Origin of the sequence: Vibrio sp. 10N.222.55.B11, from assembly GCF_041473705.1 — a bacterium.
Lineage (GTDB): Bacteria > Pseudomonadota > Gammaproteobacteria > Enterobacterales > Vibrionaceae > Vibrio > Vibrio crassostreae_C.
Window position 1 is genome coordinate 156,739 of the sequence record NZ_JBFRST010000055.1, and the last position, 17,289, is coordinate 174,027.

11 protein-coding genes are annotated in these 17,289 nt (G+C 45.7%); 3 read left to right on the plus strand and 8 right to left on the minus strand.

Going from position 1 to position 17,289, the window contains the following annotated elements; translation table 11 throughout:
• Nucleotides 1-3: 3 nt before the first annotated feature.
• From AB4503_RS19550 to AB4503_RS19570, 5 genes are all read right to left on the minus strand, one after another.
• Entirely contained in the window at nucleotides 4-1,914 is a 1,911-nt protein-coding gene (locus AB4503_RS19550) for a LapD/MoxY N-terminal periplasmic domain-containing protein (protein WP_372115606.1), read from the minus strand.
• Between the two features lie 5 nt (nucleotides 1,915-1,919).
• Nucleotides 1,920-2,588 (minus strand): transglutaminase-like cysteine peptidase, encoded by a 669-nt coding sequence (locus AB4503_RS19555; protein ID WP_019823329.1) that lies wholly within the window; start codon nucleotides 2,586-2,588, stop codon nucleotides 1,920-1,922.
• Nucleotides 2,589-2,647: 59 nt separating this feature from the next.
• Entirely contained in the window at nucleotides 2,648-4,039 is a 1,392-nt protein-coding gene (locus AB4503_RS19560; protein ID WP_017061206.1) for an HlyD family type I secretion periplasmic adaptor subunit, read from the minus strand.
• 112 nt (nucleotides 4,040-4,151) lie between these two features.
• On the minus strand, nucleotides 4,152-5,438 hold the full coding sequence (locus AB4503_RS19565; protein WP_372115618.1) for a sigma-54-dependent transcriptional regulator: 1,287 nt from the start codon (nucleotides 5,436-5,438) through the stop codon (nucleotides 4,152-4,154).
• Nucleotides 5,439-5,506: 68 nt separating this feature from the next.
• Nucleotides 5,507-7,429, minus strand: a complete 1,923-nt coding sequence (locus AB4503_RS19570; RefSeq protein ID WP_372115607.1) for an ATP-binding protein — start codon at nucleotides 7,427-7,429, stop codon at nucleotides 5,507-5,509.
• A 167-nt stretch (nucleotides 7,430-7,596) separates the two neighbouring features.
• Here AB4503_RS19570 and pdxH point away from each other — a divergent pair, with 167 nt between their 5' ends.
• Nucleotides 7,597-8,232 (plus strand): pyridoxamine 5'-phosphate oxidase, encoded by a 636-nt coding sequence (pdxH, locus tag AB4503_RS19575; protein ID WP_017061203.1) that lies wholly within the window; start codon nucleotides 7,597-7,599, stop codon nucleotides 8,230-8,232.
• A 102-nt stretch (nucleotides 8,233-8,334) separates the two neighbouring features.
• On the opposite strand, the gene AB4503_RS19580 is transcribed toward pdxH, so the two are convergent.
• From AB4503_RS19580 to AB4503_RS19590, 3 genes are all read right to left on the minus strand, one after another.
• Nucleotides 8,335-9,117, minus strand: coding sequence for a PAS domain-containing protein (locus AB4503_RS19580; protein WP_372115608.1), 783 nt, complete (start codon nucleotides 9,115-9,117; stop codon nucleotides 8,335-8,337).
• 364 nt (nucleotides 9,118-9,481) lie between these two features.
• Nucleotides 9,482-11,311, minus strand: coding sequence for an SUMF1/EgtB/PvdO family nonheme iron enzyme (locus tag AB4503_RS19585; protein ID WP_372110386.1), 1,830 nt, complete (start codon nucleotides 11,309-11,311; stop codon nucleotides 9,482-9,484).
• A gap of 244 nt (nucleotides 11,312-11,555) precedes the next feature.
• Nucleotides 11,556-12,659 (minus strand): PEGA domain-containing protein, encoded by a 1,104-nt coding sequence (locus AB4503_RS19590; RefSeq protein WP_372115609.1) that lies wholly within the window; start codon nucleotides 12,657-12,659, stop codon nucleotides 11,556-11,558.
• A gap of 483 nt (nucleotides 12,660-13,142) precedes the next feature.
• Between AB4503_RS19590 and AB4503_RS19595 the strand changes: the two genes are divergently transcribed.
• Together AB4503_RS19595 and putA are read left to right on the plus strand one after the other, a co-directional pair.
• Complete coding sequence (locus tag AB4503_RS19595; RefSeq protein ID WP_060980807.1) at nucleotides 13,143-13,967, plus strand: AraC family transcriptional regulator; 825 nt, start codon at nucleotides 13,143-13,145, stop codon at nucleotides 13,965-13,967.
• Nucleotides 13,968-14,148: 181 nt separating this feature from the next.
• Entirely contained in the window at nucleotides 14,149-17,286 is a 3,138-nt protein-coding gene (gene putA, locus AB4503_RS19600) for a bifunctional proline dehydrogenase/L-glutamate gamma-semialdehyde dehydrogenase PutA (RefSeq protein ID WP_372115610.1), read from the plus strand.
• Nucleotides 17,287-17,289: the final 3 nt, after the last annotated feature.

Here is a 17,289-nt window from a genome sequence, read left to right on the forward strand (position 1 = left end):
CAACTATTTATCAACAATGAAGCCTTGGAACACTTCTACGTAGTTATCAGACAGAATATCTAGCTGAGTCTGAGTTTCTATTCGAGACGCGATGGTGGTGACGCCTAGGTTGTGAGCGGTTCTAGAGATCGACGTTAAGGTAAACTTCTGTTTTTCGTCATCAAGGTTATGTGTGAACAGGTAATCTAGCTTCACATAGCTTGGACGGTATTCGTTGATGTAATCCAGTGATTGGAAGTTACGTCCGTAGTTATCGACACCAAACACCGCTTCAGCGTTGCGAATGGTGTTACACAAAAGTGCCGTGTAGTGCGGAACGTTGATGAAGCAGTTTTCTGGAATCTCAAAGTGCAACAGGTGAGCGATTGAAGCATTCTGTTCAAGCGCCTTACCGATCCAACGGATGAAGCTTGGTTGAGATATACTGCTTGGCGAGAGATTAATAGCGACTGGGCTGGTTACTTCTTTTGCATTGAGCTTTTCAACCATCTTCTCAATAACGTATTGGTCGAGAATGTGGCTCATTTCAAGCTGTTCTAGCGCGTATAGATACTGGTTAGCACCGTAACGCACGCCATCTTTTTCAATCGCAGAGAACACCTCTTGGTGATACGTTTTACCAAAGGCATTGTTTGCAGCCTGCAAACGGAAGGTAATGAGGTCGTTGATGATCGCTTCTTCAACCAACATACGCCATTGTTGTTTGCCCATCACTGCGCCGTGATCGTCTGCGGTTACGTAGCCGTAAGCAAGTTCTCGATTCGCCTTGGCACTTGAGAGTGCGTTATCCACCAGCGACATGATTTCAGTACTGGTTTTACGCTTGTTGCTGTAGGTCACACCAAGAGCAATATGTGGATTCGCAGTGCCTGTTGGGTCTGAACCTAGGCTCTGGATACAGTTTACGATGCTGCTCGCGACAAGTTTCAGTTCGCTCTCATCAATGTTTGGCATGATGAAACCGAACTCGTCACTAGAAATACGAGCGATGGTGATATCTGGAGATGAAATTGAAGCTTGCAGCTGTTCAGCCAGTTGATGAACCAAGGCATCACCTTCTTGATAGCCCTTTTCATCGTACTCTTCACTGATAAACTCCGCTTTAAGTACCGCTAAACCACCTAAGCTCGACTCCTCTAACCATTGAGTTAACTGAGACATGTAGTAAGCTCGGTTACCTAGCTGAGATACAGGGTCGATATATGCTCTTTCACGTAACTTCTGAGCTTCTTTCGCTTGGTTTTTAAATGCCAGTTCAACTTGAGTCGACATGTGGTTGATACCATCGACAACCAAGGTGAGATCTTTTGTCTTTGGACGAGCCAGAGGTTCGCCAAACTGATTCTTGGCGATCTGATCCATCTTGGTAATGATCAACGAGAGCGGGCGTAAAGCGCGCTTAAGGATCCAAGAGATAGACACCAAACCGAGCAAGAAGATCGTGCCAAATATGCTCAGTAAGCGGATGAATGCTTGCCAAAGTTGATCGTAGGCAGGGCCTGGGTGACTTACGATCTCGACCTCGGCCAATTGCATCCAGCCACTGGTGATCACGCGGCGGTCATGAACAGGCTCGAACAGGTTTAGGTTGGTAAACCACTCTGGTACGCCAGTTGGCTTTACAGGGTATGAGCGGAGAATGTCTTCACCGCTATCGAGAAAGATCAATCGAACGACTGAGTAAGAACTGCCATCAAACAGGGCGTTGATAACAGACTCCACTGCCACCTTGTCCTTTTCTTCTAGGTAAGGGGCGAGAGCCAGTCCAACAGTATTAATGGTATTACTTACCTCAGAGCGTTGCTGCTCCTCTAAGTATCCACGGGTGGTATTGAATTCGATCATAAAAACTGACGTCATCAGCAGTATGAACACTGCAACCATCCCGACCACAAGCTGTTTATATAAAGTCATTGTACCTACTCATCGTAATTGATAATGGGTTTGTTTAATTTTAGAGAGCGCTCACGTGAACGTAAGTCGTTCCATAAGCTCAATCTTGAAGATTTCCCTGCCAACTTGCCGCTGCCTGCTGCCGACTTGATCAACCAAAGGTTTTTACCGTTAAAACTGTAAATTGGTCTTAGATCTGGGCGTTTGGAACCGCGTTTAATTTCAGGGTTTAAGTTGTCCAAAATTAATGGCTCTGCACTCGGTGTTGAGTAGTAAGCTAACACCATGTGGAACTGGTTTAGTTCCAGTGCTTTTACGTACACTAATCGTAATTTCTTATCTGGGACGCCCAGTTCAAGCAAAGAGAAGTATTTTGCGATTGTGAAGTCTTCACAATCACCGGCGTTGCTGCCTAAAAATTCCAGTGGTGTTGCCCAGTAATCATTCTTTCCCCACAGTATGTTGTCATCGACAAAGTACATCTGGTTGAAGAACTGGTTCACCGACCTGAGCTTCTCTTTTTCACTTAATCCGTCGTATGACGTCATATTTGAGCGCCATGTTGCCACTCGCTTTCCGGCTCTATCGCCGTAGGTTTTGGTCACTGCATCTATCCACCGTTGGTCGCTCTTGTTGAGCGCCACAGAGGTGAAAGAGGTGAGGACCAGCAGCAATAGCGAAATCCGAGACTTCATAGCCTCTGCTCTTGTCTATTTGCTGTGTATTGAAAGGCGTTATCAAACATCAAACGTCATTACTCTTTTAGTGCATTGTTTTGAGCGCTTAATAGTGGCTTCAACATGTACTCAAGCACGGTTCTTTTACCCGTGATGATATCGACAGAGGCGGTCATACCTGGAATGATTGGCAACTCTTCGTTCTGTCCAAAATTGTGTTTTTCGGTGCGCACGCGCACGATATAGAAGCTATTGCCTTCTTCATCTTGAGTGGTATCGGCACTGATGTGCTCTAACACGCCTTCTAGACCACCGTACTTAGTGAAGTCATAAGCACTGAATTTAACGATGGCAGTCAATTCTGGGCGTAGGAACGCGATATCTTGCGGGGCGATTTTCGCTTCAACCAATAGAGAGTCTTCTGTTGGTACAATCTCAACGATGTCCATACCCGGTTGGATAACCCCGCCGACAGTATTAATACCCAATGTTTTAACGGTGCCTGTTACAGGAGAAACCACCACGGTACGGTTTACTCTGTCTTCTAGGCCAACGGCAGATTCGGTCATTGCAGAGAGCTTGTCTTGGGCTTGATTGAGTTTTTCTTGTTGTTCGGAGCGGAAGTTCAGTGCGGCGTCAATACGGCTGAGCATGGATTCTTTGATTGCTGAGCGTAAAAGAGGAATTTTTAGCTCGCTCGAAGTCATTTCTCGGCGAGTGTCGTTCACTTGTCTTTGCAGTTTAAGTAATTCAATTCGTGGTACCACCCCTTCATCGGCGAGAGGTTTGGTGATATCCAGTTCTTGGCGAGCAAACTGGTAGCTCTGTTTTAGGTTTCGAACACGCGCTTTAATCTCAACTAGGTCTTGCTGTTTCTGTTCAACTTGTTGATCAAAAACGGAAAGCTGGTTTCTCAGATTATTGAGATCTTGACGGTATTCTGCTTTTTGACGATTAACCAGTTGAGGTTGAAGTTCATAGAATTTAGGTGGGAACGCAAGCTTGCCATAATCGAGAGTGACACTTTTCTTCCATTCTTTTTCAGAGAATTCTTCATTGATGACAACACTGGTCAGGGAAGCGGAAAGCATTAACACGTTGGCGGTCAAGTTCGCGACTTGTTGTTCACGTTCGCGGAAGTCAGAACGGAATCGTGTGTCATCGATTAACAGCAGTTGTTGACCTTTTTGAACGCGTTGGCCTTCTTTAACTAAGATTTCTTTAACCAAGCCACCTTCAAGGTTTTGTACCACTTGGATCTGAGAGGAGGGGATCACTTTGCCTTGGCCAACGGTAACTTTGTCGATCTCTGCCCATGCAGACCACCCAATAGCAGCAATAAAAAACAGAACGATCACCCACAACATAATTCGCGCACTGGTGGGCGTATTGAGGAGTAGTGCCGCTGTTTTATCATCGACATACTCAAGCTCGGTCTCGTTCAATTTGCTGAAATTTTTCTGACTCATAACAGTCCTTGTTCGCTAAATAAAAGTGCAAGCCTATTGAGTGTATTCTTACTTTTGATAAATGTTAAGATTTTGCTCATTTAAATCTTTGAATTTATATATTTTTTAAGACTTATCGGTTCTTGAAATCTGTTTTATCGAGTTGGTGCTTTCTTAGTTTGTCATACAGTGTTTTTCGCGACACCTGCAGCTCTTGTTGTACCTCTTTTAAACGACCTTGATGGCGATGTAGCGCCTCAATCAAGATAATTTGTTCAAAGCTATCGGTGCGTTGGTTCAACGACTGTTGTTGCTCTTCAATGCTCATATCGAGTTCATTTTGCTCATCAGTATCGCTGTCGAGCGACGGCTGCTTAATTTGAGTCAGCACTCTGAGTTCAGCATGTTGGCGAAGCTGACGAATGTTCTCCGTCCAATGCGTTGCAATGAGTCGCTGAATCTCTTTTTCTGTAATGACGGGGGGTGGCAGCTGATAGCGACTGGCCGCACCACGAGCAAAGTGTTTGAATAAAGAGCCAATATCTTCCGTTCTTTGCGCCAAGGGTAGTAAATTAAACCGGCGTAGTTCACCTGTAATTGTAGTAGGAACTACTGTAGTTGCGATAATGATACAAGTTGCATTGGTCTTGCATGAGTTTTCACGAAGTAGAGTAGGTTTTAGGTTCGCTAACCACAGCCATTGATCCTGAGTTAGTGCTTCTGTCTCATGGATATAGAGTGTTCCACCTTGATGCTTCAAGAACAGTTGCAAAATAAACTGATGGAATGTCGCTTCGTCACTGCGTGGCAAATTAAACGCAGCGACAGGGCAAAGCTCCGCGGTTTGATGACTGTGTAAATCATGGGTGTATTGTGCTGTGACCCTTTTCCCCGTCCCTAAATCACCAACAAATAATAGAAGTGGGTTAGTTTTGGTATCTAGGGTGATCAATTCTCGGCGTAATGCCTGCATTGATGGTGATTGACCAATCAGTTTCGGGCCAACCTGATTTTGCATTGCCAACTCTTTGCGCAATAGGTTGTTCTCTTCAACCAGTGCGAGTTTATCTGCGGCTTTTTTAACGGCAGTGAGTAGGGCATCGACCACAAATGGCTTTTCCAGAAAATCGTAAGCGCCGGCTTTCATTGCGGATACCGCGGTTTGCACGTCACCATGTCCGGTAAGTACGATGACCTGAAAATGAGGGTTTTGGCTCAGTAATTTTTGCGTTAATTGAATGCCATCCATCACTGGCATGTGAATATCGGTGATGACAATTCCGGCTTGCGTGGTATCTATTTTCTTTAATGCCTCAATAGCATTGGGAAAGCAGACGATATCGATGCCTTCAATGAGCATGGCTTGTTCTACGGAGTCTCGAATGGCGGGTTCATCGTCGACAAAATAGAGTTTAGGCATAGAGTGCAAAAGTCGAGTCCTTAGCAGTATGTGAGATTCGTTTTCTAATCAGCGATAAAAACGGCGTGTTAGCCCTTATCGTTATATAACGGGATGCTTAGCGAGAATACCATGCCTGAAGGCTCTAATCGGTTCGCGCTGATCGTGCCGTGATACGCTTCAATAATCCGTTTCGATATTGAAAGCCCTAGCCCTAAGCCTTCCGGTTTGGTGGTAAAAAACGGGTCGAACAGCTGTTCTAGCTTATCGTTCGGCATGCCAATTCCGTTATCCCAAATGATCAGCTGACAAGCGTCATGATGCAGTTGCCATTCGATGCCTATCTGTGGGCTAGCCTGTTGGTCAACGCTTTCCAGGTTTTGTTGCTCCTGCAAGATTTTGTGTTCAAGAACTTGTTGTTGCAGCGCTTGAGTCGCGTTGTGAATCAGGTTCACTAGTACTTGCTCGAGTTCGGTTGGATGAATCGCAATATTGATGTCATCTGGCACCGTGCTTAGCCTTAGCGTAATGCCTTGCTTGATCATCAGCGCACTGAGAATGCTAGTGGCGTTATTGACCGCTTGATGCAGGTTCGCCACATGATGTTCTTGTTTGGTGACCTTGCGAGTAAAGACTTTGAGTCGCGCGATGATGTCGGTAATGGTGTTGTTGAGGCCAATCATTTTCTCAAGATTGCTTTTCACTAAATCGGTTCGTTCCATTTCAAGCAGTTTTAAGCTGTTTTCACTGTAGGTTCGCAGTGCTGCAAGTGGTTGGTTGATTTCGTGGTTAATGCTGGCTGACAGCTCACCGAGTACCGCTAGTTTTGCGGTTTGTGTCAGCTCTTGTTCTGTCTGTTTCAACTTCGACTGCGACTCTTGGTATTGAAAAAGGGTTTGTTGCAGCTGCTGATTGGATTGCTTCAAGTAGTGGGTACGTTTATCAACGGTTTGCTCTAGGTTTTGGTTGAGTCGGGTCAACGCCACTTTCGCGAGATAAGTCTGGCGCCACGACCAAGCGATGAGCATCACCAAGCTGTAAATCACTACGAAGATGACATCGATCTGAAAGATTTTAATAAGTTCAGCTCTGGTCTCTTTTAGGGCGACGACTTGGTACTGGTTGTTGCTGATGGTAGCGGGGTAAAGATTAAAAGCACCAAGCTTGAATAACTGGTTGGCGGTGAGCTCTTTTCGGATTTCATTGGATTGAAGGTTGCTAGATTGATTGGCGTTGCTAGCTTCTGACTGAGATCTTGAAGAACGAAAGGCTTCGATGATCGAAATTTCGCTTTGACCGTATTGGCGTTGAAGTGCGATATCTGTTTGTTGTTGCTGCGTTAATGGCAACAGTGAATGATAAAGCCATGGAGCTTGGCTTGATAGAAAGACCACTTGGTTCGAGTCGAGTACTACGATCTCAAAGTCGTCGCTGGTCAGGATGTTTTCGAGGTTTTCTAAACTCACTTTTACGGTGATAACCCCCACAATGTGATTCTCAACATACAGCGGTGAAGACAGAAAATAACCGCGTACGTTCGAACGAGCGCCTAGCGCGACATATTGTGTGTTGTTACCTTGAATGGCAGAAGCAAAGTAGGGACGAAACGAGAAGTTCTCACCTACAAAGGTACGAGGCTTTTGGTAATTACTGGAAGCGACCACAGTACCGCTCGGGTCGTGAATATAGATGGTGTCGGCTTGGCTTTGATTCGACCATTCAAATAGTAATTGATTGAGCTGCGCAGCGGAAATTTTGTCTGCTCGTGGTGATGAGTCAAAATAAGAGAGCAAGCGCGGGTCATGGCTGAGTAAATCCGGGATCTGTTTGAATTTATCCAATTCAGAGTCGATTTGTAGATTGGCTTTACTTGCTGCTTCATCGAGTTGCTGAGTGACGATTTTTTCTTGGAATTGTACTGCCATAAAGTGGGTTGCGGTCAGCCCTGCAGCTCCCAATAACAATGAGAATAAAACAAAGGGTGTCATTAGGTTAGGCAGTATTTTGGTCACTCGGATCTCAGCTTGTCATCGGTTTGTATAAAGATTATCAATATGATGGAGAGAGTACCGAGATCTTGTTAACACAGAGCACCTTCTGTGAGACAAAACCATGGCTTAGACTTGTGTTTCAAAGGATTACGGCGCAAAATCACAAAAAAATTTAAAGGAGCAAGCAAATGGAACTGACAGATATTCGTCGCGAATACGCTAAGGGTGGATTGAGACGCAAAGACTTGGCCGCAGACCCGATTGAGCAATTCAATCTATGGCTAGAGCAAGCCATTGAAGCGAAGTTGACGGACCCTACTGCCATGACAGTTGCTACGGTTGATGAAAATGGTCAGCCATTCCAACGAATTGTTCTGCTGAAGAATGTTGATAAAGACGGGTTCGTTTTTTACACCAACTTAGGTAGCCGCAAAGCGCACCAGCTTGAGCACAACAGCAAAATCAGTTTGCACTTCCCTTGGCATCCACTCGAACGACAAGTTCATATTACGGGCACGGCTGAAAAGCTGACCGCTATGGAAAATATGAAGTACTTCTCGTCACGTCCAAAAGAGAGCCAATTGGCCGCGATTGCAAGTAAGCAGAGTAGCCGCATTTCAGCGCGTGGGATTTTAGAAGGTAAGTATCTAGAGCTTAAACAGAAGTTTGCCAAAGGCGAGATTCCTGTGCCTTCTTTCTGGGGTGGCTTCCGAGTTCGTGTTGATAGCATTGAGTTCTGGCAGGGTGGTGAACACCGCTTGCACGACCGTTTCTTGTTCTCTCGCCAAGACAACAGTTGGGATATTGATCGTCTAGCGCCTTAGGCTGCTTGATCGCTTAGCTGCTTAACAGATCCAAAAGTGCCGTTGATTAGACTGATCAAATCAACGGCATTTTTTTGTCTGCATTTTCAGCTGAACAGTCAATCAGTCACTGTGAAGAACAACAGAGATCTGTTTTTTGAGCAGAGTTTCTGGGATCACTGAGCCCAATCCTGAATCCAATGCATACTCAATCAATTGGCTTTTACTGCGTGCATCAAACTTCTGTTTCAATCTGGCGACATGACCTTCGACCGTTTTGATTGAAATGTTTAACGTCGACGCGATGTACTGTGGTTTCTTGCCGAAAAGCAGTAAGAACAGTACCTCTGATTCTCTCGAAGTCAGCCGCTTTTGCAGCTTAGACACGCGCGGCTCTGACCCCGCAAGCGATGCCTGATCGCCTTTTGTTCCTGTGGCCTGACAAACCCAATGACCGACCTCTAAGATCGCGGTATCGGTAAGCTCTTGGCCATAGAAGATGGTGCCTTGGACGTTGTCGTCGTCATCAAGCCATGGTGTTTTAGTAAAGATATGGGCGTGCCAGCGTCCGTCTGGATAGGGGTGAATATCGAGAATCTTAAGGGTACTGCGTGTATCCATCACATGTTTGTCTTGAGCCCTGAAATCTTGTGCGCACTCAGTGGTTTGACTGGGCATGTCGAAGTCGGTCAAGCCAGTACAAGTCTCATTGGGTATTAAGCCAATCAATTGGTTGTAAGCAAGGTTGGCATACACGAAGACCGAGTCAGTATCTTTGCAGCCCCAGCAGCCTGGAAGTTGTTCGAATAAAGAACGATGTATGGAGTTGAGTGGATCTGGCAAGGTTTTATCTCGTAAGCTGAGGTATGGCAATGATATCAGTTTCTTATAGCGCTGCAATGGCAATTAGAGTACGAAAAATAAGGGGTGACTGACAGTTAAACGGACTGTTGATTAACTGTGTCAATCACGGAGAATCGATGGGCATAAAGGGTGATAATCAGGCAAAAAAAAGCCAGCCTGAAGAGGGGCTGGCTAAAGACAAGATATGCCTTGTCGACATGTAGAAGATTTTCAGTCTAATTTACGAGGGTCAGGTAAATTAAACTGAGGCATCAATTTGATACCCAGAGTGACTTACTACTCTATCGACGAATCTACTCCTAGGAGTGCTTATGCATAAGGGGGGAATTCCCCTATAAATGCTGCTCAATGTGATAATTGAGAACCTAGAGTAAATATTTGGGATTCTGAGCCTGTGATTGGGAGCCTACAGCTCTCGTACTACTCGGAATCCTAGATAGTTCGCTGCCGTTGAAGGCGGTACGTACAGTTCGTTAAACACTTTTGCTTCTTCAGGAGAGAAGCTCCACGCGCCACCTTTTGCTAGGCCTTTTTGAACGGTTGTCCATTCCCATACATTACCCACCATGTCGTAGAAGCCTGTTGGTGTTGGTTGGAATGACTTAACCGGAGATGTACTAACGTTTGACCATGGTGTACCCGCCCAGCCAGTGTTGGCTTTGCCTGAACGGAATTCATTGCCCCACCAGAAGTTGGTGTCTTGGCCAGCTCTTGCTGCAGCTTCCCACTCTTGTGGTGTTGGCAAGCGGTAAGTGAAGCCGGTGTTTTTAGATAGCCAACGTGTATAAGCTTTGGCATCGTTTTGGCTAACACAAACTACCGGTGAGTTATTAGCTTGCTTAAAGCCTGGGTTCTGCCAGTCTTTATCTGAAACGGTTGTGATCTCTGCATTGACGAATGTATCGCAGGTGTTCATCAGCTCAGCGTCTGTCTGGTAGCCTGTGTTTTTTACGAATGCTTTGAAGTCTTGAACACGGGTTGGTGTTGCGGCTAATGCAAACGGCTGTTTGATCGTCACTTGTTGTGCGTTATTTTCACCCAGTAGGTAGCGACCCGAGCCGACAACAATCATTTCAGGGCTCTGAATGTCGTTACCCATCGGATCGGCAAACTTGGTGCCGACATTTAATGAATTCTGTTTCGCTTGCAATACGGCTCGTAGGTTGTGATCGCGGGCTATCTTCAGCTCTTGATGGAAAGAAAGGTAGCCTTCTTTTTCGATCGTGACCATGTGTTGGCCCGTCGGTAACATCACTTCAACCGGTGTACTGCCATAGTTCACGCCGTTGATAGAAACATTGTCGTTGTATTGATTTGAACGCACCACCAAGTTAACCCAAGCAACTTCTTTTTGCTGGTCGTTGGCTTGTTGCTCGCTTTGTGTGAAACAGTTTGATGACTGAATACCAAGCAGGCGACAAGGTGTGTTCTTATCTGGACGAGTTTCTAGGTTCGCCGCAATCACCGCTCGGTAACGGTTATCTTCAGAGAAGCCAGAGGATTTCACTTTGTGTTGCAGAACGTGAATGTTCAGCGAAGCAGACGCAAGGTGCTCTTTCACTGTTTTCGATTCAGTCGCGTTATCGATTAGGCTGTGTTGGAATTGTTTTACCGCTTTTTGAAGTGCCAAAGTCACCGTTTGGTCTGAACACTGCGCCAGTGTCATATCGCTGCTGCAACGGTTGGTAAAGCTAACAGTTTGCTCTTCCGTCTGAGTGATCTCGTATCTTAGTCGCTCTGCTCTTGCTCTTAGCTTGTCTTGGTTTAGGTTTGCGATTGAAGCTTCTGCCGCGGCTTTCTCGGCTTGGATAGCCTCAAGCTCCATCACCAAGCCTTGCTGCTTTTGCTCTGAGTCTGAAATCGCAAGTTTGCCTTCTTTTACGGTTTTCCAAGCGTCTTGGAAGCGTTTTTGAGCAAGCGAGATATCGAAATCGGGATCATCAATCATGCGCGTGTAATCTTGCTCTAGGCTGGCTTTTGCCTTTGCGAGTGTTTGCTCTGCTTGAGCTGATAACTCAGCTAGACGTGCCGTTTGCTGCGCCTGATTGTCGACTTCGTTTTGTTTGTCGGCTAATTTCTTTTCAACAGCCGTTAAGTCGGCATGCTTTTCAAAAAGTGAGCTTTCAATGTCGGTGACAGATGACGCGATCGCTGGTGGTGTTGCCTCAGCAAAAACAGCTGGCGTCATTAAGCATGGAGCAAGTGCAAATAATAGAGTAGGAAGACCTTGGCGCATGATGGGCTACTTCAATCGTAATTTAGGTTAATCGAATATTCTAAACGAGAACGCCATTTCGTCTGCAGCTACTGTTTATAACGATAAAACAAGGTTATAACGACCATACAAATTTGTAACGATCATACAGTTTATAACTATCAACAAAATGGCGAGTGTTCATTCAGCTTTGTGAAATAGGCACGGCTATCTGATATCGAGCTAAGCGTTTTGAATTGGCTCAGGCTCTATATACAAAGGGTGTTTAGCTTTCTTTGCTAGGAAGAAGCTTAACCCAAATCGTGTCGCTGCCGTTGATGGTAACTGTGCGGTTGTAAGACTCGTAACCTTGTTTTGAAATGGTTACTTGGTGACGACCACTTGGTAGCACAACCTCAAGAGGGGTGCTGCCATACTTAATGCCGTTGATGGTTACTGAGTCGTTGTACTGATCAGAACGTACCGTCACGTTAGCCCACTGTTTGTCACTCTTCTTAACGACTGCTGCGTCACTGCCTGTTAAACAGTAGCGAGTCGAAACATTCAATAGGTTACATGCTGCAACTGCTTCAGGTTTTGCTTGAAGTTGAGCTTGCATCTGCATGAAGTAAGAGTTGTTACCAGAGAAGCCGCTCTTGATCGCTTGGCTGTCTTGAACATGGATATTCAGCTGAACACCTTGTAAGTTTTGCTTCGCAAGTGTGCTTTCTGTGAGCTGCTCAAGTAATTGGCTCTTGAACGTTTGCACGGCTTTTTGATTGGTCAGGTGTTTACCCTGTGCAGTACACTCACCAAGTGTCATTGTTGATGAACATGTGGTGGTATAGCTGGTTTCAAGCACCGCACTTTCACGCAGTTCTGTTGCTATACGTTTTACGCGAGCTTCAACTTTTGACTCTCTCAAGTTTGCCAGCTCATTATTCAGGCGAGCTTGCTTTTGCTTGATTTGAGAAAGGTGAATTTCGCTCTCGTTGATCGCTTGTTCGTTATCTAGCTGAGACGATTTATTCTCTTTAACCGCAGCCCAAGCGTCTTGGTAACTTTTCTGGAAAGAGACTAAATCTGTTTCTGGATCTTCAAGCAAGCGACTGTACTGTTTGTCGAGTACAGACTTGGCTCTGTTACGTTTTGCCTTAAGTTCTTCACCTTCGCGCAACAACTTGCTGTTCTTGTTTTGAAGTTGTTTTAGGTTTTCAGTCGCCGATACTTTGGTTGCTGAAATACGCTCAATATCTGAGTTTTTCTCTGTTAGCTTTGCATCGATAGCTGAAACGGGATCGACTTGATTCAGTTCTTCAGCGGATACCGATGCAGATACCCAAAGTGGGGATAGCGCAAGTAAAAGCGCTGAAATTCGAAAGTTAGTCATAGGTCCCTGCAACTTGTAGATTGAAAATTGGCTCGTTAATAAAGTGTCTACTTCCTAGTTGTGAGTCACTAGTTATTAGCAATTAACACAGTACCCGTCTTTATACCGTTTTATTGCTATCCAATCTACTCAAAAGCCAAGTTTCGGTACTTCGGATACACTTTTTACAGGCTTATAGCCAATTATTTGAGCTATATAAGAAAATTTATTCATTATGTTGGCGTGAAAAAGCATTTATTGACCACATGGTTTTTCGTGCTTGTGTGATTGCTTGTGAAGTCCCTAAACTCGCCGGAACGATTGGTTTTACAATGCCCGTAGTTTGTACACTCTTGATCATCCTTCCGGAGGCATGATCAAGATGATCGCGGTAATGATCTTCTGTTTATGGTGAGGAAATGACTCTCATGATCATTTACAAATTCATCTTATGCGCATTTAAGAGTATTATTCTTACTATGTTGACCCGAGTATTTTTCTGTCATGTCTAAACCTTTACCCTTTCCTAACCTAGACCTTTCTCCGCTAGGCCTTACTGGCCCTCGTCCTGCTGAGATCATCACTTTGCCATCGCATATGGATTGCCACGATCATCATTATTCTCAGGTGGTGATTGGTTTAAAAGGTCAGGCGGAATTTGAAGTGAGTGGTAAGGGGAATCTTGTTGGCCCAGGACAAGGTTGTGTGGTGACGGCGAGCTCTGATCATGCTTTCGGTGGTGTGGTCGGTCAGTCCGATATTTTGGTGCTTAACATGCCCGTGCCGAGTGACGACGACCCGCTGATGCTAGAGAAGATTAATCAGCTCGAGTCTTCGAACGTCTACTTCCAATTAGACGCGCAAATTCAAAAGCTTATCCATATGTTGGTGCAAGAAATGCAGGCGAGCCCGGATGATCTATTGTTAAGCCGTGCCTGCAATGACACGGTGATCGCTCTGATGCAAAGGCACATATCGGCATTTGAAACCTCAATTAAAGACTCGCGTTTTGATCTTGAAGCACTGGATCGCTACATCGAGCAACACCTCGCGAATAAGATCTCTGTCGCTCAGCTTGCGGGCAGCGTGTTCTTGGGCGAAAGCCAGTTCCATATGCTGTTCAAAGAGCAAATGGGCATTACCCCTCACCAGTATGTTCTTGGTAAGCGTATCGATCGTTCTCGCCGTTTAATTGAACAGGGTAACCTTAGCCTTGGTCAGGTCGCAGAACTGGCTGGTTTCTCCGGTCAATCCTCTTTTACTCACACCTTTTCACGCCTTCAAGGCATGTCTCCATCCCAATACAAAAAGAAAATTTCTGTTAAATAGTGAAACAAAACGGCATATTATTTTAAAGTTTCATATGTGACGTTGTGTTTGTTTTGTTAATAAAGCGAGTTTTTAGCAAAAAACTCGGAGTTTTTGACAAGTAATCCTTATATACTCTAAATACACTGCAGCCATTGTAGAGATCCCGGGCTAATTCCGGGTGTGAGATTAAGGAAAACGCATGTTTACAGCTACTGATGTGTTAAAGCCAGAATTCAACGAGCAGTCGCTTGATGATCTATGGTCGCTTATCTCACCATTATATATGGTGGATGAAACCCAATGGCTAGAGCAACTTCTGCCACTAGCTACCCCTTCTGAGTCTGAAAAGCAGCAAATCACAGACAAAACGACTTCTTTGATCGAAGCTATCCGTGCGGATAAGACTTCTATCCAGATGATCGATGCACTGTTGCTTGAATACAGCTTAGATACTCAAGAGGGCATCTTGCTGATGTGTCTGGCGGAAGCCTTGATGCGTATTCCTGATTCAGCAACGGCTGATGCACTGATTCGCGACAAGCTAAGCGTTGCGGATTGGAAGTCTCACCTAAAGAATTCTGATTCGGTTTTTGTTAACGCTTCGACTTGGGGCTTAATGCTAACAGGCAAGGTGGTTGGACTTTCATCGAACGAGCAGAGTGCTGGACAAGCGGTTAACCGTTTAGTGAACAAGCTTTCTGAGCCAGTGATTCGTAAAGCGATGCACCAAGCGATGAAAGTGATGGGTCACCAATTTGTTCTTGGTCGCAGCATTGCTGAAGCGCAAAAGAACGGTAAGTCGATGCGTGACAAAGGCTTTACCTACTCATACGACATGCTAGGTGAAGCAGCACTGACCACAACTGACGCAAATAAGTACTTTAAAGATTACCTAATGGCGATTGAAGCCGTAGGTCGAGACACTTATGTCTCTTCAAAATCTAGCCCAGCGCCATCTGTGTCTATCAAGCTTTCTGCACTTCATCCTCGTTACGAAGTAGCGAACGAAGACCGCGTACTGACTGAGCTATGCGACACGCTAGAGCAGTTACTGCGCCGTGCGATTGAGCTTGATGTTGCGATCACGATTGATGCAGAAGAAGCGGATCGTCTAGAGCTTTCGCTTAAGTTATTCGAAAAACTGTATCGCAGCGAGCTAGTGAAAGGCTGGGGCAAGTTTGGTCTGGTTATTCAAGCGTATTCAAAGCGTGCGTTACCAGTTCTAGTTTGGCTAAACCGCCTAGCAAAAGAGCAGGGTGACTTAATCCCACTTCGCCTAGTTAAAGGTGCTTACTGGGATAGTGAGATCAAGTGGTCACAACAAGCAGGTTTCGATAACTACCCAGTTTACACTCGCAAAGAAGCGACTGATGTGGCCTACCTAGCGTGTGCGCGTTATCTATTGAGCCCAAGTGTTCGTGGCAATATCTTCCCGCAGTTTGCTAGCCACAATGCTCATACGGTTTCTGCTATTGCAGTGATGACAGACCATAAAGACTTTGAATTCCAACGCTTACACGGTATGGGTGATTCACTTTACAACCATGCAATGGAAGCTTACCAACAGTCGGTACGTATTTACGCGCCAGTTGGTAGCCATAAAGATCTACTGCCATACCTAGTACGTCGTCTGTTAGAGAATGGTGCAAACAGCTCGTTTGTACACCGTTTGGTTGATGCTCGTTGCCCTGTGGCTGAGCTAACACAGCATCCTGTCGATATGCTTCTGGCGTTCGATACGCTGCACAACACTAAGATTCCTCTGCCTCCAGCGGTATTCCCTGAGCGTAAAAACTCTTACGGTGTGAACATCGATATTGAAAGTGAAGCGCATCAGTTTGAAGAGCAGGTTAAAGCTTTCCTTAATAATCAATGGACTGCTGGCCCTGTGATCAACGGTAAATCTCTTGCTGAAAGCATGATCAAGGCTGATCAGAATGTTGAGCAAGTGACCGCACCTTACGATCGTCGTATTAATGTCGGTCAGGTGGCTTTCGCTAACCTTGATCATGTTTCCGCAGCGATCACTGGCGCAGATGCAGCATTTGCTGATTGGAACGCAAGTTCAGTTGAAACCAAAGCGGCAGCACTTGATAAGCTGGCTGACCTGATGGAAGACAACCTTGCTGAGCTGGTGGCAATTTGTCATCAAGAAGCAGGTAAGACAATTCACGACAGCATTGATGAAGTACGTGAAGCGGTCGACTTCTGTCGTTACTACGCAAAACAAGCGAACAACCTACAAGGTTTTGAGCTAAAAGGCTTTGATGGTCTAACTCGAATCGCTTCGCGACAAGGTCGTGGTGTATTCGTTTGTATCAGCCCTTGGAACTTCCCATTAGCGATCTTCCTTGGCCAAATTACAGCTGCACTAGTGGCGGGTAACACGGTTGTGGCGAAACCTGCAGAGCAAACAAGCTTGATTGCGGCTCGCGCGGTGGAACTAATGAATGAAGCGGGCTTCCCTGCTGGCACGATTCAACTTCTACCTGGTCGTGGTGCAGAGATCGGCAGTGCGCTAACTAGCCACGATGCGATTGCAGGCGTTGCCTTCACGGGGTCAACCCCAACTGCACAACGCATTAACGTGTCACTAGCAAGCCGCAACGCTAAACCAGTACCGTTTATCGCGGAAACCGGTGGTCAGAACGCGATGATTGTCGACAGTACTGCACTGCCTGAACAAGTGGTTCGTGATGTCATTCGTTCTGCCTTTGCTTCAGCAGGTCAACGTTGTTCTGCGCTACGTGTGCTTTACATTCAAGAAGACATTGCAGATCGCGTGATTGGACTAATTCACGGTGCGATGGATGAGCTAAGCGTTGGTATTCCACATCTTCATAAAACGGATGTGGGCCCAGTTATCGACCAAAACGCGAAGCAGAAGTTGATGACGCACCTAGAAAACATGACTAAGACCCAGAAGAAAGTAGCTCAACTTTCTCTAGGAGCGGATTGTGAACATGGTGACTTTGTTCCACCAAGTGCATTTGAAATCGATGACATCAGCTGTTTGAAAGAAGAGCAGTTTGGTCCTGTGCTGCATATCGTTCGCTTCAAAGCGAGTGAACTGGCGCAAGTGGTAGACCAAATTAACCAAACCGGTTTTGGCTTAACCATGGGCATCCACAGTCGTAACGAGACAACTTACCGTTGGATCGAAAAACACGTTCGTGTGGGTAACTGTTACATCAACCGTGACCAGGTCGGCGCTGTTGTTGGTGTGCAACCATTTGGTGGTCAAGGCTTGTCTGGTACTGGCCCTAAAGCGGGTGGTCCTCACTACCTATACCGCTTTACTGATGTTCATTTCTCTCAATCACAAGACAAGGCATAAGGA

What these genes read in the sequence shown, in the direction of transcription:
- AB4503_RS19550 (WP_372115606.1), bottom strand. Translation starts at nt 1,914, where the DNA reads ATGACTTTATATAAACAGCTTGTGGTCGGGATGGTTGCAGTGTTCATA.
- AB4503_RS19555 (WP_019823329.1), bottom strand. Translation starts at nt 2,588, where the DNA reads ATGAAGTCTCGGATTTCGCTATTGCTGCTGGTCCTCACCTCTTTCACC.
- AB4503_RS19560 (WP_017061206.1), bottom strand. Translation starts at nt 4,039, where the DNA reads ATGAGTCAGAAAAATTTCAGCAAATTGAACGAGACCGAGCTTGAGTAT.
- AB4503_RS19565 (WP_372115618.1), bottom strand. Translation starts at nt 5,438, where the DNA reads ATGCCTAAACTCTATTTTGTCGACGATGAACCCGCCATTCGAGACTCC.
- pdxH (WP_017061203.1), top strand. Translation starts at nt 7,597, where the DNA reads ATGGAACTGACAGATATTCGTCGCGAATACGCTAAGGGTGGATTGAGA.
- AB4503_RS19585 (WP_372110386.1), bottom strand. Translation starts at nt 11,311, where the DNA reads ATGCGCCAAGGTCTTCCTACTCTATTATTTGCACTTGCTCCATGCTTA.
- AB4503_RS19590 (WP_372115609.1), bottom strand. Translation starts at nt 12,659, where the DNA reads ATGACTAACTTTCGAATTTCAGCGCTTTTACTTGCGCTATCCCCACTT.
- AB4503_RS19595 (WP_060980807.1), top strand. Translation starts at nt 13,143, where the DNA reads ATGTCTAAACCTTTACCCTTTCCTAACCTAGACCTTTCTCCGCTAGGC.
- putA (WP_372115610.1), top strand. Translation starts at nt 14,149, where the DNA reads ATGTTTACAGCTACTGATGTGTTAAAGCCAGAATTCAACGAGCAGTCG.